The organism is Gemmatimonadetes bacterium SCN 70-22 (assembly GCA_001724275.1).
Lineage (GTDB): Bacteria > Gemmatimonadota > Gemmatimonadetes > Gemmatimonadales > Gemmatimonadaceae > SCN-70-22.
Genome location: MEDZ01000052.1, coordinates 1 through 22,800, shown reverse-complemented (window position 1 = coordinate 22,800; position 22,800 = coordinate 1). Strand labels below are relative to the sequence as shown.

General features: G+C 68.4%; 17 protein-coding genes and 5 tRNA genes. 6 read left to right on the top strand and 16 right to left on the bottom strand.

Features of this window, described 5'->3' with window-relative positions; translation table 11 throughout:
- Window positions 1–53: 53 nt before the first annotated feature.
- Window positions 54–764 carry a hypothetical protein gene (locus ABS52_17675; protein ODT00950.1) on the bottom strand — a complete coding sequence of 237 codons (711 nt, stop codon included), beginning with the start codon at window positions 762–764 and terminating at the stop codon, window positions 54–56.
- Between the two features lie 450 nt (window positions 765–1,214).
- Here ABS52_17675 and ABS52_17670 point away from each other — a divergent pair, with 450 nt between their 5' ends.
- Complete coding sequence (locus tag ABS52_17670; protein ID ODT00949.1) at window positions 1,215–1,715, top strand: hypothetical protein; 501 nt, start codon at window positions 1,215–1,217, stop codon at window positions 1,713–1,715.
- A 129-nt stretch (window positions 1,716–1,844) separates the two neighbouring features.
- Here the strand turns inward: ABS52_17670 and ABS52_17665 are convergent, their stop codons facing one another.
- The 14 genes from ABS52_17665 to ABS52_17600 form a co-directional block, all read right to left on the bottom strand.
- A complete protein-coding gene (locus ABS52_17665) occupies window positions 1,845–3,419 on the bottom strand; it encodes a hypothetical protein (protein ID ODT00948.1) in 1,575 nt (524 codons plus the stop codon).
- 26 nt (window positions 3,420–3,445) lie between these two features.
- Window positions 3,446–6,562 carry a hypothetical protein gene (locus ABS52_17660; protein ODT00947.1) on the bottom strand — a complete coding sequence of 1,039 codons (3,117 nt, stop codon included), beginning with the start codon at window positions 6,560–6,562 and terminating at the stop codon, window positions 3,446–3,448.
- Window positions 6,563–6,948: 386 nt separating this feature from the next.
- Complete coding sequence (locus tag ABS52_17655; protein ID ODT00946.1) at window positions 6,949–8,073, bottom strand: hypothetical protein; 1,125 nt, start codon at window positions 8,071–8,073, stop codon at window positions 6,949–6,951.
- Window positions 8,074–8,217: 144 nt separating this feature from the next.
- Window positions 8,218–10,017 carry a hypothetical protein gene (locus tag ABS52_17650; GenBank protein ODT00945.1) on the bottom strand — a complete coding sequence of 600 codons (1,800 nt, stop codon included), beginning with the start codon at window positions 10,015–10,017 and terminating at the stop codon, window positions 8,218–8,220.
- 330 nt (window positions 10,018–10,347) lie between these two features.
- Window positions 10,348–10,761: a hypothetical protein gene (locus tag ABS52_17645; GenBank protein ID ODT00944.1), complete on the bottom strand. Its 414-nt coding sequence runs from the start codon at window positions 10,759–10,761 to the stop codon at window positions 10,348–10,350.
- Entirely contained in the window at window positions 10,734–12,554 is a 1,821-nt protein-coding gene (locus tag ABS52_17640; GenBank protein ID ODT00943.1) for a hypothetical protein, read from the bottom strand. The genes ABS52_17645 and ABS52_17640 overlap by 28 nt, the downstream gene beginning before the upstream one ends.
- A 28-nt stretch (window positions 12,555–12,582) precedes the next feature.
- Window positions 12,583–12,834, bottom strand: coding sequence for an ATP synthase F1 subunit epsilon (locus tag ABS52_17635; protein ODT00942.1), 252 nt, complete (start codon window positions 12,832–12,834; stop codon window positions 12,583–12,585).
- Window positions 12,835–12,836: 2 nt separating this feature from the next.
- Window positions 12,837–14,270: a F0F1 ATP synthase subunit beta gene (locus ABS52_17630; protein ODT00941.1), complete on the bottom strand. Its 1,434-nt coding sequence runs from the start codon at window positions 14,268–14,270 to the stop codon at window positions 12,837–12,839.
- Between the two features lie 146 nt (window positions 14,271–14,416).
- Window positions 14,417–15,277, bottom strand: coding sequence for an ATP synthase F1 subunit gamma (locus ABS52_17625; protein ODT00940.1), 861 nt, complete (start codon window positions 15,275–15,277; stop codon window positions 14,417–14,419).
- A gap of 44 nt (window positions 15,278–15,321) precedes the next feature.
- A complete protein-coding gene (locus tag ABS52_17620; protein ID ODT00939.1) occupies window positions 15,322–16,890 on the bottom strand; it encodes a F0F1 ATP synthase subunit alpha in 1,569 nt (522 codons plus the stop codon).
- A 137-nt stretch (window positions 16,891–17,027) separates the two neighbouring features.
- Window positions 17,028–17,864, bottom strand: a complete 837-nt coding sequence (locus ABS52_17615) for a hypothetical protein (protein ID ODT00938.1) — start codon at window positions 17,862–17,864, stop codon at window positions 17,028–17,030.
- Window positions 17,865–17,868: 4 nt separating this feature from the next.
- Window positions 17,869–18,321, bottom strand: coding sequence for a hypothetical protein (locus ABS52_17610; protein ID ODT00937.1), 453 nt, complete (start codon window positions 18,319–18,321; stop codon window positions 17,869–17,871).
- Between the two features lie 3 nt (window positions 18,322–18,324).
- Window positions 18,325–19,080, bottom strand: coding sequence for an ABC transporter ATP-binding protein (locus tag ABS52_17605; GenBank protein ID ODT00936.1), 756 nt, complete (start codon window positions 19,078–19,080; stop codon window positions 18,325–18,327).
- 183 nt (window positions 19,081–19,263) lie between these two features.
- Entirely contained in the window at window positions 19,264–20,106 is an 843-nt protein-coding gene (locus ABS52_17600; protein ODT00951.1) for an RNA polymerase subunit sigma, read from the bottom strand.
- A 285-nt stretch (window positions 20,107–20,391) separates the two neighbouring features.
- Between ABS52_17600 and ABS52_17595 the strand changes: the two genes are divergently transcribed.
- The 5 genes from ABS52_17595 (at window position 20,392) to ABS52_17575 (ending at window position 21,176) form a co-directional block, all read left to right on the top strand.
- Window positions 20,392–20,464 (top strand) — tRNA-Ala (locus ABS52_17595).
- Window positions 20,465–20,555: 91 nt separating this feature from the next.
- A tRNA-Gly gene (locus ABS52_17590) sits at window positions 20,556–20,628 on the top strand.
- 108 nt (window positions 20,629–20,736) lie between these two features.
- Window positions 20,737–20,810: transfer RNA gene (locus ABS52_17585), tRNA-Val, on the top strand.
- Window positions 20,811–21,002: 192 nt separating this feature from the next.
- Window positions 21,003–21,076: transfer RNA gene (locus tag ABS52_17580), tRNA-Arg, on the top strand.
- A gap of 26 nt (window positions 21,077–21,102) precedes the next feature.
- Window positions 21,103–21,176, top strand: a tRNA-Pro gene (locus ABS52_17575).
- Window positions 21,177–21,346: 170 nt separating this feature from the next.
- Here the strand turns inward: ABS52_17575 and ABS52_17570 are convergent.
- On the bottom strand, window positions 21,347–22,627 hold the full coding sequence (locus tag ABS52_17570) for a hypothetical protein (protein ODT00935.1): 1,281 nt from the start codon (window positions 22,625–22,627) through the stop codon (window positions 21,347–21,349).
- Window positions 22,628–22,800 lie beyond the last annotated feature (173 nt).

Sequence of the window (22,800 nt, the reverse complement as noted above, 5' to 3'; positions counted from 1 at the left end):
AGCCCATCGCTCCCACCCCGCACGAGTGGCGCCGCCGCGGCGGCGCCGCGCGCCTAACGCCTGAGTCCCGGAGGGGTCCAGACGAGCGAGATCCCGAGCCCGTCCTCGCCGAACCGATCGGAGCCGCCGAAGAATGCCGTCCCGCGAATCGCGAGGACGCGCGTCAGCTCCAGGTTGGCCCCCACGTCGAAGCTGATCCCGATCTGCGACTCGTCGCCGTTGCACCCGCCGCAGAAGTCGAGCGACATCCTGGGGTGTACGTAGGGCGTGAGCGCGACCGTCCCGTCGAGCGGGAAGCGATGCCCGATCGAGACCCCAACCGGGACGCGCAGCGTGGTGTTGTTGCCGAAGGCGAAGCCGGCACCGGCGGTGAGGAGGAAGTCGAGCGGGACATCCGCGCTCGCCTTCGCGATCTGGTAGGCGTACTGCCCCCCGAGGAAGAGGACGTTGTCGGCCCCGCGCGCATCGGGATCACCCACGCCGATGTCGAGCGAGAACTGCGAACGGGGCGCGAACCCCTCTCGCCACTGGAAGAGGATGCTCGTCCCCGCATTCCCCGCGTCGGCGATCCCGAAGTTGAACTCGCGGGGGGTGAGCGTGGGGGGCTGGAAGGATGGATACGCCCAGGCCTGTGCCTGGCCATCACTCGCAGCCAGGCATACGGCGACGGCGATGGCGGCAGCGGCGGCGACGAAGCGCGGGAGGCGGCGGTTCCGGCGGCCGGCGCGGCCCTCCGTCATCCGCGGGGAATCGGATCCCTGCATGTGTAGTCCTCGAGGCACGGGCGAAGGGGCGCCCGGAAGAGTGCGAGACGACACCCCCTGCGGGGGCACGGTCGAGCCCTGTAGTACGCCACAGGACAAGGGAAGATTCGTCAGGCACCCACGCCTAACGCAAGCGCCCGCGCGCGGCGAATCCCTCCCCTTGGTCACGGGCGCCGCGCCATCACGCTCTCGCGTCCTCGCGTCCTCGCGTCCTCGCGTCCTCGCGTCCTCGCGTCCTCGCGTCCTCGCGCACGCTCACCCCCCGCGCGCCCCGCCCCCCAGCGGTCCGCCCCCCAGCGGTCCGGCGACCCGGCGCCCCTCCGGCCGGGGGACCAACGCCCCGCGCGGAGGGTAGATTACCGATGGGACGAAGCCATTCACGCCCGTCCCTCCACGCCCGAGCGTTCGACCTTGCCCCGCGCGCATCTTCACGCTTCCCCCCACTCTCCCATGCGACTCCCAACCCTGCGGCGGCACTCGCTCGCCCTCCTCGTGATGGCGGTCACCATTCCGTCGGTCGGCGCCGCCCAGTCATCCGGGGCCTCCACCGAGCAGAGGAAGATCCGCTGGTCGGGGAACTTCACCCCCGTGCAGGTGCGCTCCTCCAACGTCGCGATGCGGGTCCAGTCGCGCATCTACGGCACCGTGTCGCTCGCCAGCGCCGAGGGGGCTCCAGAGCGCACGCGCGTACGCCTGAGCTTCACCAGCCAGTCCGGGGGGAGCTCGTTCATCGTGCAGTGGGCGCTCGTCCCGGGGCGATGCGGGAGTGGCGGACTTCCCGTCCTCCCCATCGACAACTTCCCGATCATCGAGGTCGGCTCCGACGGGCGCGCGCAACTCGACACGGAGCTCTCACTCTCCCTCCCCGAGAGCGGGGAGTACCACGTCAACGTCTACAACGGCGGGCAGGAGCTGAGCAACGTGATCACCTGCGCCAACCTCAAGAGATAGTCGGAGGAAGCGACGCGCCGCCGCCTGGCGCGCCGCGATTCCTCCCGCTAGGGACGGCACTCACGGACAATCAACAGAAGGGCGCGCCCCCGGTTGGGGACGCGCCCTTCCTGTTCACGCGAACGTCGACTAGCGCAGGAATCCCTGGCTCGTCGCCGCGCGCAGCCGGCTACGCATCGCCGCGTTGTCCTGGCGCGCCACCTCGAGCGCCTGGTTCAGCGCGACGTTGAACGACTCGCTGATGTTGCGATCCGGCTTGCCCACGCCACCGAAGGTGTAGATCGGGAGGCGCAGGATCTCGAGCTCCTTGGCCGGCACGGGAAGGTGGCGCACCGTTCCGGCCTGCACGCGATCGGTGCGGCGCCCGTCCCAGAGCTCCACGCCGCTGGTGTTGAACAGCTCGACCTGCCGCTCGTAGTACAGCTTGGCGAGCAGCCCCGCCTTGCCGTCGGCAGCCGTCGCTGGGGCAAGGTTGCCTCGGCCGACACGCGTCTTGTTGATGAGCGCGGCGGCCTTGGCCAGGTCACCGTTGGACTGGATGAGTCCTTCGGCCCACAGCAGGTCGTTCTCGGCGCCCAGGATGAGCGGCGCCGGCCCTTCGCCCGACGTCGGCGAGGTGCGGGCGTGGAAGCGATAGCGCTTGTGCGAGTACGGGCTCTGCATGTAGATGCCGCGCGCCGGATCGCCGATCACCGTCCCATGGTACTGGAAGTCCGACTCCAGGCGGGCGTCGGGCGACGACCCCTTCGGCGGCATCGTGCCGGTGTACTTCGCCGGGGAGTTGGGGTCCATGAGGTTGATCAACCGCATGTCCACGCGCATCCACGAGGGCTCGTTGTTGTAGTACACGAACAGCGAGCACCAGTTGTTGCAGTCGTCGCCGACGACGTTGATGTCGATCGGGGTCCCCGAGGTGCCGGTGATCCCCTTCTCGGCATACGAGACGACCTTGGCCCAGTTCACGGTGGCGTTGTCGGCCGCCGAGCGCGGGGTGTAGGCCAGGAGACGGGCCGCCATCGTGTTGGAGAGGCGCTGCAGGATCGAGCTGTTGAGCGCCCCGGCCGATAGCGGGAGGACCGTGGGCTCCCACGTGTAGTTCGTCCCGTTGAGCGAGGTGATGAGGGCATCCCACTTGGCGAGCGCATTCGCTGCCACGTCCTTGTAGCCCTTGAACTCCGGCGTCGTGCCAGTCGTGGTCTCGTCGACCACGAACGCCTGGTCGAAGATCAGCGACAAGTCGGAGAGCGATGCGGCCTGCGCGAAGGCGGCGAGTGCCTTGTACTTCGCGGTCTCACCGTTCGGCACTTCGACGCCGTTGGCAATGGCGATGAGGACGTCGTTCGCCGCCCCCAGGGTGCCGTAGTAGCCGTTCCACGGCCGCTCGGTGACCATGCGATCGCCGCCCGCCGAGTTGTTCACGTATTCAGCACGCGGCTCCAGGTTGTTGAAGCGCATGCCGAAGTTGCCGAAGTTCGACGTCCCCATGTCGGCCGTCGTCGACAGCATGGTCCACGGCTCGTAATGGGTCTGCGCCAGGTACCACGAGTTCATCGTGGAGATGGCGATGTTCTTGACGTCCTCGCCCGAGCCCAGCGCGCGCTTGATGTCCGGCTGGTTGGGGTTGGTCACGTCGAGGTCCGCGCAGGCGCCCGCCGCGAGGAGCGCGGCGGCGCCAAGGAACCTCAGGTAGCTATGGTTTCGCATCAGTAGTTAGGCTCCGTGTGGGCGGCTCAGAACTGCAGCTCGATCTGACCGGTGAACGTGCGGAAGTTCGGGTAGCGGAATCCGTCGATGCGGAAGTTGAAGTCACCGCCAGCCGTGACTTCCGGGTCGAAGCCGGAGTAGCCCGTCCAGGTGAAGACGTTGCGGCCGATGAAGGCGATCTTGGCCCCCTTGATCGTCCGGTTGAGCCCGAGGCGCGAGAGCATGCTCTGGCTCATGTTGTACGCGACCGACAGCTCGCGGAGGCGCGCATACGAGCCGTCCTCGACGAAGTGGTCGCTGGCCACGAGGCCGTTGTACAGCCCGGCAGAGTAGAACGCCAGCGGGCGACGATCCTTCTGCGGGCGCCCGGACTGGTCCTGCGTCCCATGGCGCTCGTCCTGGTACATCCACTGCTTGGTGAAGTTGTAGATGTCGCCACCCTTCACGCCGTCGAGGAGCGCGTAGACGCTGAAGTTGCGCCAGCGGACGTTGTTGGCGAAGCCGAACGAGAAGTCCGGGTTCACGTCACCGATCACGTGCTGCGTCTCACCGGCCGCGTTCACGTAGGCGATCGGCGCCTCGGTCGACTTGCCGAGCTTGGAGGCGGAGACGAGGTACCCGTCGGAGTTCACCACGTAGTCCGCCGGATTCGCGTTGGCGTTGGCCGGGTTCTCCTTGAGCTGCGCGAAGCTGCGCACCCACTTGGTGCCATAGATGATGCCGAGCTTCTCGCCGCTCTTGTAGTAGAAGACGTCCTGCCCCTGCGCCGTGGTCGCATTGCGGCGGAACGGCGCCGAGTCCATGTGGTCGATCTTCTGCTTGGTGTTGTCGCCGGTGAGCGAGAACGAGTAGGAGAAGTCGTCCGTGTCGATGACGCGCGTCTGCAGCGACACTTCCCACGTCTGGGCGCTCACGTCCGCGGCATTCCGCACCTGACGGAGGAAGCCACCCGACTGGGCCAGCGAGAGCGGGACCGCGAGGAAGGCCCCCTTGGTCACGCGCTCGGCGCGCACGAGCTCGAAGTCGAAGCGATCCAGGAACTGCACGTTGAGGCCGTACTCGTTCTCGGTCTGGATGGCCGGCTTCAGGTTCTTGTTGCCCAGCTGCTGCTTGCTGATCTGGCCGCTGCTGAGCGAGTAGGTCTCGTACTGGTCCGAGAACTCGGGGCGGAGCCCCGCCGTCCCGCGAGCGGCGCGGAGCTTGAGCTCCTGGATGCCCGGGATGCGGATGTCCTCGGTGACACGCCAGGCGCCGGCCACGCGGTAGAAGTTCTGCCACCGCTCGTTGGGGCCGAACAGCGACGAGCCGTCACGGCGGTAGAGCGCGTCGAGGATGTAGCGATCCTTGAAGTCGAAGACCTGCGAGACGAAGTAGTTGATCGTCCGCTGCGTGTTCTGCCCCGAGAAGATCGTGTTCTGCGTCGGGTCGAGCGCGTCGAGGTCCGGAACGGCGCTGACGTTCAGCTTGGAGCCGTACGCCCCCGTGTTCATGTTGTCGAGCGTCTCGCGCAGATAGGACAGGCGCGTCGTCGACAGGAGGTTGCTGAACAGGAGCTTCCGGGTGGTGGCGTTGAACTGGAGGTTCTCGGAGAGGTTGTTGCTCTGCCGCTGGTCCAGGTACCCGGTGCTGGGCGAACCGCCCTCGTTGAGGTAGCCGCGGAACTGGTACCTGCGCGTGCGGATGTTGGCGCGGTCGGTACCGTAGTTGGCGTCGAGGTTGAGCCACTCGAACGGCCGGTAGCGCAGGGCGAAGGAGCCCAGGATGCGCTCACGGCGCAGGTTGTAGTCCTCGTTCTTGAGCTGATACAGCGGGTTGCCGCGCGCGTTCTTCGCCTTCGCGTCCGGGAGGAGCGGGAAGTACGGGACGTCGCTGACCGTCGGGTTCGGGTTCTTGAGGTCGAGGTCGGGCGGCGCCTGCAACAGGGCGAACCAACCGTCGGTGCTGGTCGGGTCGTAGTCGTTGTTGTTGAGCCCGTACGTGAACGACGCCGACAAGTCGGCCTTGGCGCCCAACGCCTGGTCGACGTTGAGGCGGAGGTTCTGGCGGTGCTGCCCAGAGGTGAAGGGGAGAACCCCCTGGTTGTGGTCGGTCGTGAACGACGAGTTGAGGTTGGTGCTCCCGCGGCGCAGCCCCAGCTGGAAGTTCTGGAGGTAGAAGGCGCCGTCCTGCATCCAGGTCTCGAGCTGGTTGCGCCAGGCGTCGGGGCCGCTCGACGGATACGGATTGTCGGCGATCCCGTCGGCCTTGATCACGCGCTGTCCGCCCGCCGTGGTCTTGATGGAGCCGTCGGCGTTGAGCTCGAAGTTGTGGTGCTGGTTGAGCGGGACGAAGTTGTACACGCCCGACTGCCCATACTCGCTGCGGGACGAGAAGGAGATCTTGTTGTCCTGCAGGTTCTTCCCGCGCTTGGTGGTGATGTTCACCACGCCGTTGGCGGCGTTGGAGCCGTAGTACGAGGCGGCGGCCGCCCCCTTGAGGACCTCGACGCTCTCGATGTCGTTGGCGTCGATGTCGGCCAGCGAGTTGGTGGTGATGACGCCGTCGACCAGCACCAGCGGGTTGTTGTTGCCGACGGTGAGGTTGGTCGACCCGCGGAGGCGGATGGTCGGCGCGGCACCCGGGTTACCGGTGCCGACGGCGATGCGCGCCCCGGAGACCTTGCCGGCCAACGCCGCCAGTGGCGACGACGCCGGGACGTTCTTGATCTGCTCTTCGGTCACGCGCCCGACCGACATCGCCATCTTCTTGACCGAGGTCGCCTCGGCGACCCCCGTCACCACCATTTCTTCCAGGCGGAACGGGTCGGTCTTGAGTTCGAAATTCTGGGTCTGCGTCCCGGGGCTCAGCGTGATCTGCCGGCTGATCGGCGTGTAGCCGATGAAGCGGGCCGTGAGCGTCACGCGCTGGCCATTGGCCTGCGACTCGGGGACGGCGAACTGGTACACACCGTTGGCGCCGCTGGTGGTGCCGGCGTTGAGGGAGGGGATCAGCACGTTGGCGCCGACTATCGGCTGCCCTTCCGTGGTGGTCACCCGTCCCGAGATGGTGGCCGCCTGTGCGAGCGCCTCGCCGGACACGCCCGCGAGCAGGGCGAGTGCGAGGATGCGCGCGAAGGCGCCCTTCAGACCTGGCAAGCTTCGCATGTGATTGGGGGTGGGGGGGTGTGGGGTGATGTTGCGAGTGCACGTGCCGGAACGACCAACAATCGATACTTGGATGAGGACCTCCCAAAGGCTGAGGGTGACGCCGAACCATCCCGCATGTGATTTTCGGGATTTTCGACGCCCGGAACCTCGGCCATACCCACCCACCCGTCAAGAGGGAATTCGCCAATTCCCACCAGCGCTATCACGCTGAGGGGCAACGACTTGCGTGTATTTTTGTATACAATTGCCCCTTGCGGCGCCGCAGGCGCCCCTGCCCGATCGGGTGGTAAGAGCAGCGCCGATCTTTACGCGGCGCGGGCGCTTCCCCGCGCACGGCGCAGGCGAAGTCGTTGGGGCATCTTCATCTAGCAGACTGGTCGGAGCTATCGCCGATCCGGATGCACGAACTCGATCGGGAGCTGCACGACCTGCGCGACGTGGTTCCCGCCCCGCCAAGCGGGGGCGAACTGGGCGTGCGCCAGCGCCTCGCGCGCGGCGAGCGAGAACAGGGGGTGCGTCGACGCGACGATCCCCACCGTCCCGCGCGCTACTTCGCCGAGCGTATCCACCACGAACTCGGCGAGGACACGCCCGCTCCTCCCCTGCTTCAGGAGCGAAAGCGGGTACTCCGGGGTCAAACCACCCGCGATCATCGACACCGCCGTGTCGACCTGCGCCGCCGTGAACACCTGACCACGCCTGACGAGCTCCGCCAGGTCCACAGAGGCGCGCGCGTCCACGGACTCCCCCGTCACCCGGCGCGCGCGCGAGCGGAAGGGGCGTGACCAGATGGCGACGACGCCGCACCGGTCGAGGTTGCGCGGCCCAGCGAATTCGGCTGGTACGGTCGCCGACCCGGAGTACACCTCGACCCCCTCCACCATCGCCGGATCGATCGACTCCAGGTCGAATTCGGCGGCGGGGGCCGGAGTCCCGTCAAGGAAGACGAGCGGCGGACAACTCGCGCCGCGCAGTCGCACGGCCTTGATGATCGACCCGATGGGGCGAATCTTCACCCCCGGAATCTCCCGCAAGAGGTCGGTGAACGAGAACGAGTGCGTCCGCTCGATCCGTTCGCGCGAGACGAAATGCCCGACCTTTCTCTCCTGCCGCTCGTAGAAGCCGGCAAGGCGATACTCGAAGGCGTCCTTGCGCGCGAGGACGGCGACCGGCGCCAGCTGCTGCACCACCTGGACGAGCTGGATGTCGACGGCCGACAAGCCGTCTGCCGGCACCTCGATGTCCATCGCGGCGGGGCGGAAGCCGAGTCGACGCACACGGAGACGCCGGTTCCCCATCTCGACCCCGCGCAGGACATAGGAGCCATCCTCCCCGGAGACCGTCCCCCCTCGCCCCCCCTCCACCGTCACCTCGGCCCCGGCGATCGCCAGGCCAAGCGTGTCGCGCACCACACCACGCACCGACGCCCCCTGCGCTCGCACGAACGTCCCGCACGCGATCACACCAAGCAGGGCAACCACGACGGGTCGCCACGATCGCTGCCACATGGCGCGGGAAATCCTGGGGTTCAGCACGAGGACACCGAGACTGCCCTTACGATAGGACGGCGGGGCCGATTGCGAAACACTCGGGTGACGAGCCCCGATCGGACGCCGCCATCCCTGATACCCGCCACGCCGCGATGGCGGTCCCTACCGCGCGAGCCCGATCGCCGCCATCCACCCCGCGAGCCCCGGATACCGCGGATCGAGGCGCGCCAGGGCGAGCGCCGTGCTTCGCGCCCGGTCGATGTCGCGCGCCAGGCCATAGGCCAGCGACAGCTGGTACAGTGCCGCCGTATTGCCGGGCTCCAGCCGGACGGCCTGCTCGAGGAAGGGGAGCGCCCCGCTCACCTCCTTGCGCTGCAACAGGAGCTGCCCCAGCGCCAGCGCCCCGGCCGCCGACGGCTCCAGCTGCAACGCCTCGCGCAACTCCCGCTCGGCGTCTTCGACATCGCCCTCCTGCAGGAGCGCGCGCGCCAGGAGGCGGCGTGGGTACTCGGCCCACGGTTGGTCGCGCACCAGCCCCTGGTACTCGGTCGCCGCCGAGTCGGGAACGCCGCGCCGCTCGAAGTCGGCCGCAATCTGCAGTTTGGCTTCCTCCCAGCGCACTCCCCCGCGCGACACCAGGAGGGCGAGGCTGTCGGCCATCCCCAGGGGGCGATACGTCGCGCGGTAATCGCGCTGCTCGGCGACGGGGACGAAGGGCCACCGTGACACCAGCGTCTGGACGGTATGGTACGCGACGCGCTCGTCGAATGGCGTCAGCGCCGACCCGCGCTGGTACGCCTCCCACCCCCGGAAACGGGCGCGATCGGCGCGCCGCCCCAGGAAGTCCGTGGAATCCAGGGCCTCGTAGAAGGCACGCGCCAGGAGCGTCACCCCGTCGCGATTGGGGTGCACATGTTCGAGGAAGAGGTCGCGCCCGGGCATCCCGCCGCTTGCCGACGCGAACCGTTCCTCGACCGGGACGTAGCGCGCCCCCCCCTGCGCCGCCGCCTCCCGCACGATGGAGGTGAATCGTCCCGGGGCACGGAAGCGCACCACGTCGAGGTCACGCGCCCGGGCGAAGCCGTCGCGCGCCGCCGACGAGTCCCCCCCGGCGAGGGCGGCGCGCGCCCCGGCGTAGGCCGTGTCGGCCGCCGCGTTCGAGGGCGAGGCGAACGGAGCCTGGTCGCGCACGTTGCTGGCCTGGCTGGCGACAAACACCGGGATGCCGGCACGCCGGAAGGTGGCGAGCAGGGCGCCGAGATTGGCCCCGTACTGCGCCGCGCCGCGCTCGAACAGGTCGCCGTCGAGCACGACCTCGCGATCGCGGGCGAGCACCTCCATGAAGCTCGGCGCCGAGTCGGCGGCCGCGTCGGGGCTCCCCGCCAGCACGCGGCGCACCGCCATCCCGAGGCGGAGGCGTTGCAGCTGAAGCGAGGCGCGCACCAGGACCGGCGCCAGCGCCCCGCCCCGTGCCGAGGCGGCGCCCAGCACGCCGTAGTACTCGTTATGCCCGGCATACACGAGCACGGCGTCGGGATGGGCCGCCACCACCTCGCCGGCCAGGTCGCGCATCGCGACGCTGTTGGTGGCGGCAATGCCAAGGTTGATCACCTCCACCGAGTCGCCCGGGAGGACGTCGCGCAGCGCGTCCCGCAACAGCCGGGAGAAGGTCCCGTTGCGCGGGTACGGGAAGCCGGCGGTGGTGGATTCGCCCATCACGAAGAGCCGGAACCCGTTGGCCGGCTTGCGGCTGGCGAAGAACTCCGCCGGCGGGGCCGGCGCGTTCGCCGTCGGGCCGAAGTACCGCCGCCCCACCTGGGGGTTGGCCACCAGGTACCGGCCGTCTCCCACCACGGCGGGGACGAAGAGCGGGAACGAGGTGTCGGGGCCGAACAGGCGCAACGCCCCCTCCGCCATGCCCAGCAGGATGAACGGCACGAGGAGCGTGATGGCCAGGAACACGCGTCGCCGCGCGGGCGTGAGCCCGGCGCGACGCCCCTGCGCCGCCCTGCCTGGCGAACGCCCCGACTCCGACGCGGAACCCGCGGCGTGCCGCGGGGCGCGCGCCCCGGACGCCGCACGCTTCCCCTCCCCCTCCCCCTCCCGTCGCCTGCGACTCAAAAGATCGAGTAGATGAAGGGTGCCAGCGCCGACCCCTGCACCGCGACGAGGAGCGCCCCCGACAGCACCAGGATCGCCACGATGGGCAGGAGCCACAGCTTCTTGCGCTCCCGCATGAAGGCCCACAGCTCGCGCATCACGTTCAGCATGCCGTTTCTCTCGCCCGTCGTCTCAGAACTGCCGCTCCAGCCGGCGGCGTGCCGCCTCGTCGTCGACCGCATCGCGCGTGACCCAGTAGCTCGCCGCCCGCGCTTCGCGCGCCAGCGGCGAGCGGCCGAGCGTGCGGCGGACGATACCGATCGGGGTCAGCACCACCCAGTATACCAGCGCGTAGAATACTGGCGCGGTGACGCGGGAGAGCGCCACGCCGAGCGCCATCCACGCCGCGCGGAGCGGGGCGAGTCGGCGGGGGACGAGGAGGGCCAGCGCCGCGAAGACGCCGGCCACCGCGAACAGGACCCGCCCCGGCGCCGGCCGTGACCGAAGCAGGGCCACGGCGCCAAGCACGGCGAATCCCGCGGCCACCGTGAGCGCGAATTGCCTCCCCTCGCGCGCGGTCAGTCGGGGATGAGCGTCGCCTGCCATCGCGCCGGGTCGGTGGAGGGTTGCTCCCCCTTGAAGAGGAGGAACGGGGGGATCGCCAGCACGTCGAGGTCGGTCCGCATGAAGCAGGCGTACGCATCGCGCGGACTGCAGACGATCGGCTCGCCGCGCACGTTGAACGAGGTGTTCACCAGCACGGGGCACCCGGTGCGTGCCTCGAACGCCACCAGCAGGGCGTGCAACCCGGGTGACGCCTCGCGCGTCACCGTCTGCAACCGCGCCGAGTAGTCGAGGTGCGTGACCGCCGGGATGTCGGAGCGCGGCTCGTTGAGGCGATCGATCCCCCAGGCCCCGCTGTCGCGGGGCGGGGTGCGCCGCGCCGGCACGATCGGGGCCACCAGGAGCATGTAGGGCGATGGGGCGTCGAGCGCGAAGTACTCCCGCGCGCGCTCCGCGAGGACGGCCGGGGCGAAGGGGCGGAACCCCTCGCGAAACTTCACCTTGAGGTTGATCGTGGCCTGCATGTGCGGCGCGCGCGGATCGGCCAGGATGCTGCGGGCGCCTAACGCGCGCGGCCCGAACTCCATGCGCCCGTCGAACCACCCCACCACCTGCCCGGCGGCGAGCGCCTCGGCGGTGCGCGCCACCACCCCCTCGCGCGACAGCTCGTGCATCACCGCCCCCTCGCCCTCGAGCGCGGAACGGACCGCCGCGGCATCGTAGCCGGGCCCGAGCAGCGCCCCGCGCATCCCGTCGTGCCGGCCATCGGCCACGCGCGCCCCCTCGAAGTAGCGATGCCAGGCCAGGAGCGCCGCCCCCAGTGCGCCCCCCGCGTCGCCGGCGGCGGGCTGCACCCAGAGCGCATCGGCCACCCCTTCGCGCACCAGCTTCCCGTTGGCCACGGCGTTGAGCGCCACGCCCCCCGCCAGGCAGAGGCGCCGGCTCCCCGTCACCTGCAACGCCGTGCGGGCCATGCGGCGCACCACCTCCTCGCACACCTCCTGCACCGAGCGGGCAAGGTCCATCTCCCGCTGCGTCAGCGGTGACTCCGGGACGCGGGGCGGGCCGCCGAACAGCGCCGAGAAGCGCCGGTTCGTCATCGCCAGCCCGCCCATGTAGTCGAAGTAGCGCTGGTCAAGGGTGAACGACCCGTCGTCGCGCAGCGACAGCAGGTGGCGGTAGATCGCGTCCACGTATCGCGGCTCGCCATAGGGGGCGAGCCCCATCAGCTTGTACTCGCCCGAGTTCACCCGGAACCCGGCGTGGTACGTGAAGGCCGAGTACAGGAGCCCGAGCGAATCGGGGAAGTGCAGCTCGCGCAGGACGCGCAGCCGGTGGCCCTCGCCGTGCGCGATGCTGGCGGTGGCCCACTCCCCGACGCCGTCGATCGTGAGGACGGCCGCCTCCGGGAACGGCGACGGGTAGAACGCACTGGCCGCGTGCGACTCGTGGTGCTCGGTGAACAGGACGCGCCCGGCATAGCCGCCCAGCGCCGCGCGCAGCTGCCCCTCCAGCGTCAGGCGCTGGCGGCTCCACAGCGGGGCGGCATGCAGGAACGAGCGGACCCCGCGCGGGGCGATCGCGAGATACGTCTCGAGGAGGCGGTCGAGCTTGAGGAGCGGCTTGTCGTAGAAGGCGACCGCATCCAGGCGCGACGCCTCGATCCCGCCCTGCCGCAAGCAGAACGCCGCGGCGCGGGACGGGATCGACTCGTCGCCCTTGCGGCGACTGAACCGTTCCTCCTGCGCCGCGGCGACGATCTCGCCGTTGCGGACGAGACAGGCGGCACTGTCGTGGTAGAAGGCGGAGACGCCGAGGAGGTAGCGGTCGGACACGCCCGATTTCGCCTCGGCCGCCGGTGGGCTACACCTGCTCCGCCTTCTCCGTCACCACCCGCACCTGGTTGTCCACCACCTGCAGGAAGCCCCCTTCCACCGCGAAGCTCCCCTGCGCGCCGTTGGCCCCGAGGCGAAGCGTCCCCTTCCCCAGCAGCGTCATCATCGGCGCGTGCGAGGTGAGGATCCCCACTTCGCCATCGAAGGCGGGGGCGGTGAGGGAGGACACCTCTCCCTCGAACAACGTCCGTTCCGGCGAGATGACCGAGACCGTGAGCATCGTTAGGCCTTGGCGAGGCGCTCGGCGTTCTTGATGATGTCGTCCGCGCCGCCGCACATGAAGAACGCCTGCTCCGGGTACTGGTCGAACTCGCCGGCGCAGAGGCGCTCGAACGAGGAAATCGTCTCCTCGAGCTTGACGTAGGCGCCCTTCATTCCCGTGAACTGCTCGGCCACCGCGAACGGCTGCGACATGAAGCGCTGCAGGCGGCGCGCCCGGCCCACGACCTTCTTGTCATCTTCCGACAGCTCGTCCATGCCGAGGATGGCGATGATGTCCTGGAGCTCCTTGTAGCGCTGCAGGATGCGCTGCACCTCGATGGCCACCTTGTAGTGGCGCTCGCCGATGAACTGCGGGTCGAGGATGCGCGACGACGAGTCGAGCGGGTCGACCGCGGGGTAGATCCCGAGCTCCGTGATCTTGCGGTTGAGCACGACCGTGGCGTCGAGGTGGGCGAACGCGGTCGCCGGCGCCGGGTCGGTGAGGTCGTCGGCGGGGACGTAGATCGCCTGCACCGAGGTGATCGAGCCGTTGCGCGTCGAGGTGATGCGCTCCTGCAGGTCGCCCATCTCCGTGGCCAGCGTCGGCTGGTAGCCCACGGCGCTCGGCATGCGTCCCAGGAGCGCCGAGACTTCGGAACCCGCCTGCGTGAAGCGGAAGATGTTGTCGATGAAGACGAGCACGTCGGCGTTCTCGCGATCGCGGAAGTACTCGGCCACCGTGAGCCCCGAGAGGCCCACGCGGAGGCGCGCGCCCGGCGGCTCGTTCATCTGCCCGTAGATCAGGGCGACCGAATCGAGGATGCCGGCTTCCTTGAACTCGAGGTACAGGTCGTTCCCTTCGCGCGTGCGCTCACCCACGCCGCAGAACACCGACTTGCCGCCGTGTCCCTTGGCCACGTTGTTGATGAGCTCCTGGATGACGACCGTCTTGCCCACGCCGGCGCCGCCGAAGAGCCCGATCTTCCCACCCTTCACGAACGGGGCGATGAGGTCGATGACCTTGATGCCCGTCTCGAAGATCTGCGTCTTGGGCTCGAGGTCGACGAAGTCGGGGCGCTTGCGGTGGATCGGCCAGCGCTCGACCGACGCCGGGATCTCGGGGCCATTGTCCACCGGCTCGCCGAGGACGTTGAGGATGCGCCCCAGCGCCGCGGAGCCGACCGGGACCGAGATGGCGGCGCCGGTGTCGAGCGCCTCCATGCCGCGGACGACGCCGTCGGTCGTCGACATGGCGACCGCGCGCACCTGGTTGCGTCCGATGTGCTGCTGCACCTCGGCCACCACGCGAATCGGCTCGCCCGCGTCGGTCTTGCCGCGGATCTCGAGCGCGTTGTAGAGCTCAGGCAGCGCGTCGGTGTCGAATTCCACGTCGACGACGGGACCGATGACCTGGACGATGCGGCCGATGGTCTGAGTGGCAGCGGGTGCGGACATATCGCTAAGAGAGGTCGGGAGACGGGAGACGGGAGACGGGAATTCGGTTGCGTGAGGGCGGGGCTTGATCGCGATCAGGGGGGCGGACTCCGGTCGACCCGAAGCGCCGCGAAGCGGCACTTCCGTCTCCCGACTCCCGTCCGATCCTACTCGAGCGCCGCAGCGCCGCCGACGATTTCCGCGATTTCCTGCGTGATCTGCGCCTGCCGGGCACGGTTGTAGGTGCGGCGGTAGACGGAGAGGAGCTCGGTCGCGTTGTCGGTGGCGTTCTTCATGGCCGTGCGGCGCGCGATGTGCTCCGCAGCGGCCGTCTCGACCAGCGTACGATACATCGTGTTCCGAACGTAGGACGGGAGGAGCTCCGTGAGGATCTCCTCGGCCGAAGGAAAGAGGAGGTAATCCGGCGCCGCCCCCTCGCGTTCGGGCGGGATCACCGGGAGGACCTGCGCCGTGGTCGGCGGGCAGGAGAGCACCGACTTGAAGTGCGCGTAGACCACGTAGACCGCGTCGAGCGAGCCGTCGATGAAGCGCTGCATGAGCGCGTCCACGAGCGATGCCGCGTCGGCGGAGGTCGGGCGGTCGCTGATGTCGGTCCGCGCGGTGGCGAGGGGCTCGCCCAGGTAGCGGAAGTAGCCGATTCCCTTGCGCCCCGTGATGTGGAGCTCGGCCTCGATCCCCTGCGCGCGCAGGCGTTGCAGCTGCGCGCGGGTCTCCTTGATCAGGTTCGCGTTGAAGCCGCCCGCCAGCCCGCGGTTGGAATTGATCAGGATCACGGCCGCGGTACGCGGCCGGGCCGGCTGCCGCAGGAGCGGGAACCGCTCGGCCAGCTCGGGGGTGTACAGCGACGAAATGACCTCCGTGAGGGCGTTCGCATACGGCCGGGCGGCGTGCACCCGGTCCTGCGCCCGCTTCATCTTGGACGTCGAGACCATCTCGAGCGTGCGCGTGATCTTCCGGGTGTTCTCGGTCGACTTGATGCGCGCCTTGAGTTCTCTGCCTTTGGCCATTCGTTAAAGGACGAGAGGACGGGAAGACGGGAAGGCGAGGGACATCAGCGCGCCACCTTCTTGAACGCCTCGATGCCCTGCTTGAGCGCGGCCTCGGTGTCCTTCGAGAGCACCTTCTCCTTCCTGATGGCATCGCCGACCTGCGGGAACTGGGCGACCATGAAGTCGAGGAAGGCCCGTTCCCACTCGCGCACCTTCGCGACCTCGACGTCGTCGAGGTAGCCGTTGGAGACCGCGTAGATGATCTGCACCTGCTGCTCCACCGGCATCGGCGCGTACTGCGGCTGCTTGAGCACCTCCACCGTGCGGGCGCCGCGCTCGAGCTGCTTCTTGGTGGCCGCGTCGAGGTCCGACGCGAAGGCGGCGAAGGCCTCGAGTTCACGGTACTGCGCCAGGTCCAGGCGGAGGCGCCCCGCCACCGAGCGCATGGCCTTGATCTGCGCCGAGCCGCCCACGCGCGACACCGAGATGCCGGCGTTGATGGCGGGGCGCACGTTGGCGTAGAACAGGTCCGTCTCGAGGAAGATCTGCCCGTCGGTGATCGAGATGACGTTGGTCGGGATGTAGGCCGACACGTCGCCCGCCTGCGTCTCGATGATCGGGAGCGCGGTGAGCGAGCCGCCGGGCTTCTTGATCACCTTGCCGTCGACCACGTCGGCGTCCTCCCGCAGCTTCGCGGCGCGCTCGAGGAGGCGGGAGTGGAGGTAGAAGACGTCGCCGGGGAAGGCCTCGCGCCCCGGCGGGCGGCGGAGCACCAGGGAAAGCTGGCGGTAGGCGGCCGCCTGCTTCGACAGGTCGTCGTAGACGCACAGCGTGGCCTGCCCCTCGTCGTACATGAAGTACTCGGCCATCGCGGCGCCGGTGTACGGCGCGATGTACTGCATCGGCGCCGGATCGGAGGCGGCGGCGACGACGACGATGGTGTAGTCCAGCGCCCCCTGCTGGCGCAGCTTCTCGACCACCGAGGCCACCGTCGACGCCTTCTGCCCGATGGCGACGTAGACGCAGATGACCCCCTGCCCCTTCTGGTTGATGATCGTGTCGACGGCGATGGCCGTCTTGCCGGTGCCGCGGTCGCCGATGATGAGCTCGCGCTGGCCGCGGCCGATCGGGATCATGGCGTCGATCGACTTGATGCCGGTCTGCAGGGGCTCCTTCACCGGCTGCCTAACGATGATTCCGGGAGCCTGGGACTCGACGAGACGGGTGTGCGGGGTGACGACGGGCCCCTTGCCGTCGATGGGACGCCCGAGGGCGTCGACCACACGGCCGACGAGCGCCGGACCGACCGGCACCTCGAGCACGCGGGCCGTGCGCCGCACCTCGTCGCCCTCCTTCAGCTGCAGGTAGTCGCCGAGGATGACCGCGCCGATGTTGTCCTCCTCGAGGTTCAGCGTCAGGCCGACGACCTTGTTCCCGGTCTCGGACGACGTGATCTCGAGCATCTCGCCCGCCATCGCCTTCTTGAGGCCGTAGATGCGGGCGATCCCGTCCTTCACCTCGAGGACCGTCCCCACTTCCTCGACGTCGAGTGCATGCAGATCCGCCGCCTCGATTTCGCGGAGGAGGATGTCCTTGATTTCACCGGGACGCAGGATCGTATCGGAAGCCATAACGAGACCGTGGCAGGAAAGAAGCGGGGTGCGATAGGTGTTAAGCTTGTGAAAATTATCACAAGGCTGGGCCGCATTCAAGCAATCGGGGGGCGATTTCCCGTGCGGCACCACGCACGGCGCGCGCGCCGCCTCGCCTACGCGCTCCCCTTCCGCGTCCGCACCGTCACCAGGCGGCTCCGCATCCGGCCGTGAACGAAGTGCTCCACCAGGTCCACGGTCCGCAGTCGCGCCAGTGATGTCGGCCGGATCCCCAGGATCCGCTGCGACGTCGTGCTCAGGTGCGATGACGAGGCGAACCCCAGCACGCGCGCCACGTCGCCGACGTCGTAGCCCGGGTTCTTCGACAGTTCGGCCGCCGCCGCCAGGCGGATGAGGTCGATGACCCGCTTCAGGTTGGGCGCCCCCGCCGCCCCGAAGGCGCGGCTCAGGTGCTCGCGCGTGACCCCGAGCGCCGCCGCCACCACCCTGGTGTGGATGGTGCGGCCGGCATGGGCCACCACCACGCCCCAGCTGCGGCGCCGAAGGGGGGTATCCAGGCGCAGCGCCTCGGGCGGCTCGGCCAGCGCGGCGGCGAAGCGCGTGGTGAAGGCCCGCTGCGTCACGATCTCCCGCAACACGTGGCGGTCGGCCCCCTCCACCACGAGGTCGGCGAAGTCGTACGCCGCCGCGCGCGCCGCAATCGACGCGTCGTTGGCTCGGTACGGCGACAGCCCGACGAACGGGGTGCTCGGAAACTCCCGCGCCAGCTCGATCGCCCGCATCACGTCCTCGGTCGCCCCGCCCAGGTCGACGAGGGCCGCATCGACGAGCCCCACGCGGAAGGCGCGCTCGAAGTCGCGCACGCTGCGCGCCAGCGAGAGGCGGGTGCGACGACGCGGGAAGGCGTCCTTCACCACGTGGCGCGCGCGATCGCGCGTCGCGAGGACGAGCACGGAGAGCGGAACCGCCCCGGGCGCGGCGACGTCGTTCATGCGCTCAGGAAGCGGTCGGCGTCGCGCTCACGAGTTCGAACGCGCGTCGCAGGACGGCACGCGCATTCTCGTACGACACCAGCTCGATCGCCCGCTCGAACGGCTCCCAGCGGCACGCGGTGATCCCCTCGTCGCGCTGCGGGCAGGTCGCCGCCGTGTCGGTTTCCATCAGGTAGAAGTGACAGACCTTGTGGATCAGGCGGCCGCGGAATCGGAAGTACCAGTCGATCGTCTCGATCTCGCCCCGCAGCCGCAACACCTCGAGCCCGGTCTCCTCGGCGACCTCCCGCATGGCCGCCGCGTCGGCGGTCTCCCCCGTCTCGAGATGCCCCTTGGGAAAGCCCCAGTTCCGGTACGAATCGCGAATCAGGAGGAAGAGCGGCCGCCCCTCGGCGACGCGAACCACGACCCCCCCCGCCGAGACTTCCTCCCGGGCCCTCCCCCCGCTCCGCGCCATCGCTCAGATCCCGTGCGACGACTCGTCGTCCACTTCCGCTCGTCCCTCGACGAACTGGCGCACGATGGGATCCTCGCTGTTCCGGATCTCATCGACCGTCCCGACCTGGCGCACCCTCCCCTCGTAGAGCATGGCGATCTTGGTCCCCACGCGATACGCGCTCCGCATGTCGTGCGTGATCACGATCCCGGTGACCCCGAGCTTGTCGCGCATCCGAACCATCAGCTCGTCGATGACGGCGCTGGTCACGGGGTCGAGCCCGGTGGTCGGTTCGTCGTACAGGATGTACTTGGGACGCAGGGCGACGGCGCGGGCGAGCCCCACGCGCTTGCGCATCCCGCCCGAAAGCTCGGCGGGGAAGCGCTCCTGCACATTCGGGAGATCGACGAGCTCCAGGACCTCGTGGACGCGCTCGTCGATCTCGCGCGACGAGAGCTGTCCCTGCTTCCGCAGCCCCATGGCGACGTTCTCGCCGATGCTGAGCGAGTCGAACAGCGCGGCGAACTGGAACACGTAGCCGATGCGGGCACGGAGGGCGTACAGCTCACGTCGCGAGAGCTTGGGGACCTCCAGCCCGTCGACCATCACGCTCCCCTGGTCCGGCTCGAGCAGCCCCACGATGTGCTTGATGGCCACCGACTTCCCGCTGCCGGAATAGCCGATGATGACCATCGTCTCCCCCTCGAGGACGTCGAGGGTGAAGCCCTGCAGCACCTTTTTTGGGCCGAACGCCTTGTGGACGTTGTTCAGGGAGATCAAGAGAGGACGAGAGGACGGAAAGGCGAGAAGACGGGACGGTGCGGGGACATGAGGGCAATCAACAGCACGAAGGGGCGCGGCGCGGGGACGCGGCGCCGTGCACCGCGCGCGATCCCGCCGAACGCAACACGGGCGAGCCGGAGAGGCTCGCCCGTGGGTGTTGAACGCGCGGGAGCGGAACGCTCAGGCCGCGAAGCTGGAGAGGGCGCGCCCCACGTCGCCCTCGCGCAGGCGCTTGAGGGCGCGATCGCGCAGCTGGCGCACGCGCTCGCGCGTGACGCCGAGCATCGAACCGATCTCCTCGAGCGTGTGCTCGCGCCCGCCCTCGAGCCCGAAATACAGGCGGAGGACCTTCGCGTCCCGAGGGGGGAGCGTGGACAACGCAAGCTCGATCTCGTCGGAGAGGAAGCGGTTCATCGCCTCTTCCTCGGTGTCCGGCATCTCGTCGGCGACGAAGCGCTCGATGAGGGCCCGGTCGCCTTCCGGATCCATCGGGGCGTCGAGGCGCACGTCGCCCGTGTTGAGCGCGGCGAGCGACTGCACGACGTCGACCGAGAGCCCCGTCAGCTGCGCCAACTCCTCCGGCGTGGGCTCGCGCCGCAGCTTCTGGCGGAGGATCTCCGACGCCTTGATGATGCGCGACAGGTCGGCGGTGCGGTTCAGGGGGACGCGCACGGTACGCCCCTGGCGCGCGAGCGACGACAGGATGGCCTGGCGAATCCACCACACAGCGTAGGAGATGAACTTCACCCCCTGGTCCGGGTCGAACTTCCGCGCCGCCGTGAGGAGGCCGACGTTCCCTTCCCCGATGAGATCGATGAGGGGGAGGCCACGGTTCTGGTACTTCTTGGCGACCGAAATCACGAAACGGAGGTTACGCTTGACCAGCTCCTGCAGCGCGTCCTGGTCGCCCGCGCGGATCTTGCGGGCAAGCTCGATTTCCTCCGCCGCCTTGAGCAGCGGGTAGGTGCTGACCTCGTAGAGGTACTGATCGAGGATGTCGCGCTCCGGCTCGCTCGGCGCGATCCCCTGTGGGGTCGTCCGACGGCGGCGGCGCTTCACTTCAGTCATTGAATAAAGTCCTCAGGGACTTGGAGTATGTGGAACAGGGGGAGGCGGTGCGCCGGTACCGCTCGACAGGCACTCGCTGCAACCCGGAAGGACCTCGTCAGGCTAACGCAGGAGTGGAAAAAGTCGCTGGAAAATACTGGCCGCTGGCCAAATCGCTAGGGTGGATTTCTTGACATGATTACTACTCCCGGATACACTTCCCGGTTCCTGAAAGCGACGGATTTCAGCGTCGTCGCCAGCGGGGGCGTAGCTCAGTTGGGAGAGCGCTTGAATGGCATTCAAGAGGTCAGGGGTTCGATTCCCCTCGCCTCCATGGCCGAGAGGACCCGGCCTGGAAGAGTGGAAGGGCCGTGCCGCCGGGCAAGGATTGCAGCTCGCGAGCACGGAACGCTGTCGGGAAGTCTGCGGGAATAGCTCAGTTGGTAGAGCACAACCTTGCCAAGGTTGGGGTCGCGGGTTCGAGTCCCGTTTCCCGCTTCGCAGCGCAGAGCAGGCCGTGCATGCACGGTATGAGAAGTTCCTCATTCGCGTGCACCCGCACGACGGCGGAAGCCGGCCGGGACAACGGGAGCTCAGCGGTTGATCGGGCGGTTAGCTCAGTTGGTTAGAGCGCCACGTTGACATCGTGGAGGTCACAAGTTCGAGTCTTGTACCGCCCATACGCCCTCGGCCATGCCGGGGGCGTTGGTATTTCCGGGAGACGGGAGACGGGAGACGGGAGACGGGCGGCGCACGGCCCCGTGTCACTTGACGACCCTCCGGGGGGTGTCTACCTTCCGCGTTCTTCGATCGGATCGTAGCCGAAGCCGATCGGGGACGGCAGGTGATGGTGCGGTAAGCGCTGATGGTGAGCGCCCTTAGCTCAATTGGATAGAGCATCTGACTACGGATCAGAAGGTTGGGAGTTCGAGTCTCTCAGGGCGCATACATCACCTGGCAGTCTGGCAGTTTCGGGGCGTAGCGTAGCCCGGTAGCGCGCCTGCTTCGGGAGCAGGAGGTCGCTGGTTCAAATCCAGTCGCCCCGACTGGGACATGGTAACAGCCAAGACGTCCGCAACCTCTTGTTGAATAAGAGGTTGCGGACGTCTTGGCTTGAAGCGGTCGCGATACGCATGTCGGTGACCTCGAGAATTTGGGGCCCATAAGGGCCCATAAGTGGCGACATGTACCGGTCGGCTCACCTCGCCGAACGCGGCTAAGGCCTCGGCCTGCCCCGGATCGCGCGAAGCGAGTGCGGAGTGTCCGCGCCCGCCTGAGCGGTCGGGTCGCGCCCCGTGAGCAAATCCTGCTCGAACTCCTGATGCGCGTCCTGTGCGGCGACCAGCGTGTGCCGCCGCTGCCGCTTCCGATAGATGGACTCGCGCATCTGCTCGCTCGTGCCTGAGAAGACATTCTTCACAAGCGGGTCGCTTGAATAGGCGGAAGCCACCTCCGCGACGAGGCGACGGAATCCGCGAGTGCCCCGCGTGGGAATGGAGGGAACGCCGACCAGACGCTCGAACTCCCGGAGCATGGACAGGATCGACCGGCCCGCCATCGAAACTGGAATCTCCCCCGCTCGGAACGCGCGGACTCCCGCACGCAGCTTCCCTCCCGGAAACAGCGGATAGTCGTCGATCTTCCCCCGGGCTCGCGCAGCCTCGAGTTCGCGGAGGTGACCCGTTCCCATGGCTACGTTCATGACTTCGCGACCCAGCGCGCTGAGCAGACGCTGTTCGCCCTTCTTGCGCCCGCTCCCAGGCACCACGACTTGGCACTGGTTCCCGTCGCCCACTCCAAAGCGGAGATTCGACCATCGAAGGCGGGCGACCTGCTCAGCGCGGTAGCCGACCGCGAAGACAAGCAGCATTGCCAGTCTCGGGTCGGCGAGATGTCGGTTCTGCAGCATGCGCGAGTACTCGTCGAACGTGTACATCTCGCCCTCAGTCTCGTACTTACCGGGGACTTCTCGACCCGTCCACTTCTGCCAGTCGCTGCGCAACGTCGCCCGCCAGCCGACCGGCGGCAACAGAACGAATGGTGAGAGGAGACGTTGCTTCCGCAGCCACGACGCAACGCGGAAGACCGTGTTGACACAGGTTTCCGTCCAGCGCGGCCCACCTCCGTCCTTCGTCAAGGGTGTAGGGCGTGCCACCTTTACCACACGCGTGCGCTTCCCTTCACTGCCGCGCTTCTTGAGCGCCAGCTGTTGGATCCGGCGCTCGACTTCTGCGCGCCGTTCGGCACTACACGCGGACTGCAATTCCTTACGGAGCGCACGGATGAGCGGCTGGGTCGACTCCGCGAGCGGCTTCTCCTTTCGCCTGGCTTCAACTTCTTTCGCGAGCTCCCGGCGGACGCTCTCCTCCAGCGATTTCGGGTCATGGGCGAAGCGCCACTCGGTCGCCAGCTGTCGAGGATATGCGTCGAGCAGATCCCACTCGGTGAGGGACGAGTACACGCGATTTCTCCCGAAGTGCTGGACTGCGGTCCGCATCGCACGAATCGCGTCCGGCCGATGTGAGGAGCCCGGCGGATAAAGCGCCGAGTTATCGGGGCGCTCCAACCGCTCTAGGGAATCTCTGAATAAGTGCCCCTTGCATCGCGCGCCGAACGGGTCGGTATTGGCGGTCGAACCCCGTGCCGGGAGTATCTGCGATGAGTGAGCAG

Bases quoted from the DNA above. Each gene is read 5' to 3' on its own strand.
- ABS52_17675 (ODT00950.1), bottom strand. From the start codon at position 764: ATGCAGGGATCCGATTCCCCGCGGATGACGGAGGGCCGCGCCGGCCGC.
- ABS52_17670 (ODT00949.1), top strand. From the start codon at position 1,215: ATGCGACTCCCAACCCTGCGGCGGCACTCGCTCGCCCTCCTCGTGATG.
- ABS52_17665 (ODT00948.1), bottom strand. From the start codon at position 3,419: ATGCGAAACCATAGCTACCTGAGGTTCCTTGGCGCCGCCGCGCTCCTC.
- ABS52_17660 (ODT00947.1), bottom strand. From the start codon at position 6,562: ATGCGAAGCTTGCCAGGTCTGAAGGGCGCCTTCGCGCGCATCCTCGCA.
- ABS52_17655 (ODT00946.1), bottom strand. From the start codon at position 8,073: ATGTGGCAGCGATCGTGGCGACCCGTCGTGGTTGCCCTGCTTGGTGTG.
- ABS52_17645 (ODT00944.1), bottom strand. From the start codon at position 10,761: ATGGCAGGCGACGCTCATCCCCGACTGACCGCGCGCGAGGGGAGGCAA.
- ABS52_17635 (ODT00942.1), bottom strand. From the start codon at position 12,834: ATGCTCACGGTCTCGGTCATCTCGCCGGAACGGACGTTGTTCGAGGGA.
- ABS52_17630 (ODT00941.1), bottom strand. From the start codon at position 14,270: ATGTCCGCACCCGCTGCCACTCAGACCATCGGCCGCATCGTCCAGGTC.
- ABS52_17625 (ODT00940.1), bottom strand. From the start codon at position 15,277: ATGGCCAAAGGCAGAGAACTCAAGGCGCGCATCAAGTCGACCGAGAAC.
- ABS52_17620 (ODT00939.1), bottom strand. From the start codon at position 16,890: ATGGCTTCCGATACGATCCTGCGTCCCGGTGAAATCAAGGACATCCTC.
- ABS52_17615 (ODT00938.1), bottom strand. From the start codon at position 17,864: ATGAACGACGTCGCCGCGCCCGGGGCGGTTCCGCTCTCCGTGCTCGTC.
- ABS52_17610 (ODT00937.1), bottom strand. From the start codon at position 18,321: ATGGCGCGGAGCGGGGGGAGGGCCCGGGAGGAAGTCTCGGCGGGGGGG.
- ABS52_17570 (ODT00935.1), bottom strand. From the start codon at position 22,627: ATGCGGACCGCAGTCCAGCACTTCGGGAGAAATCGCGTGTACTCGTCC.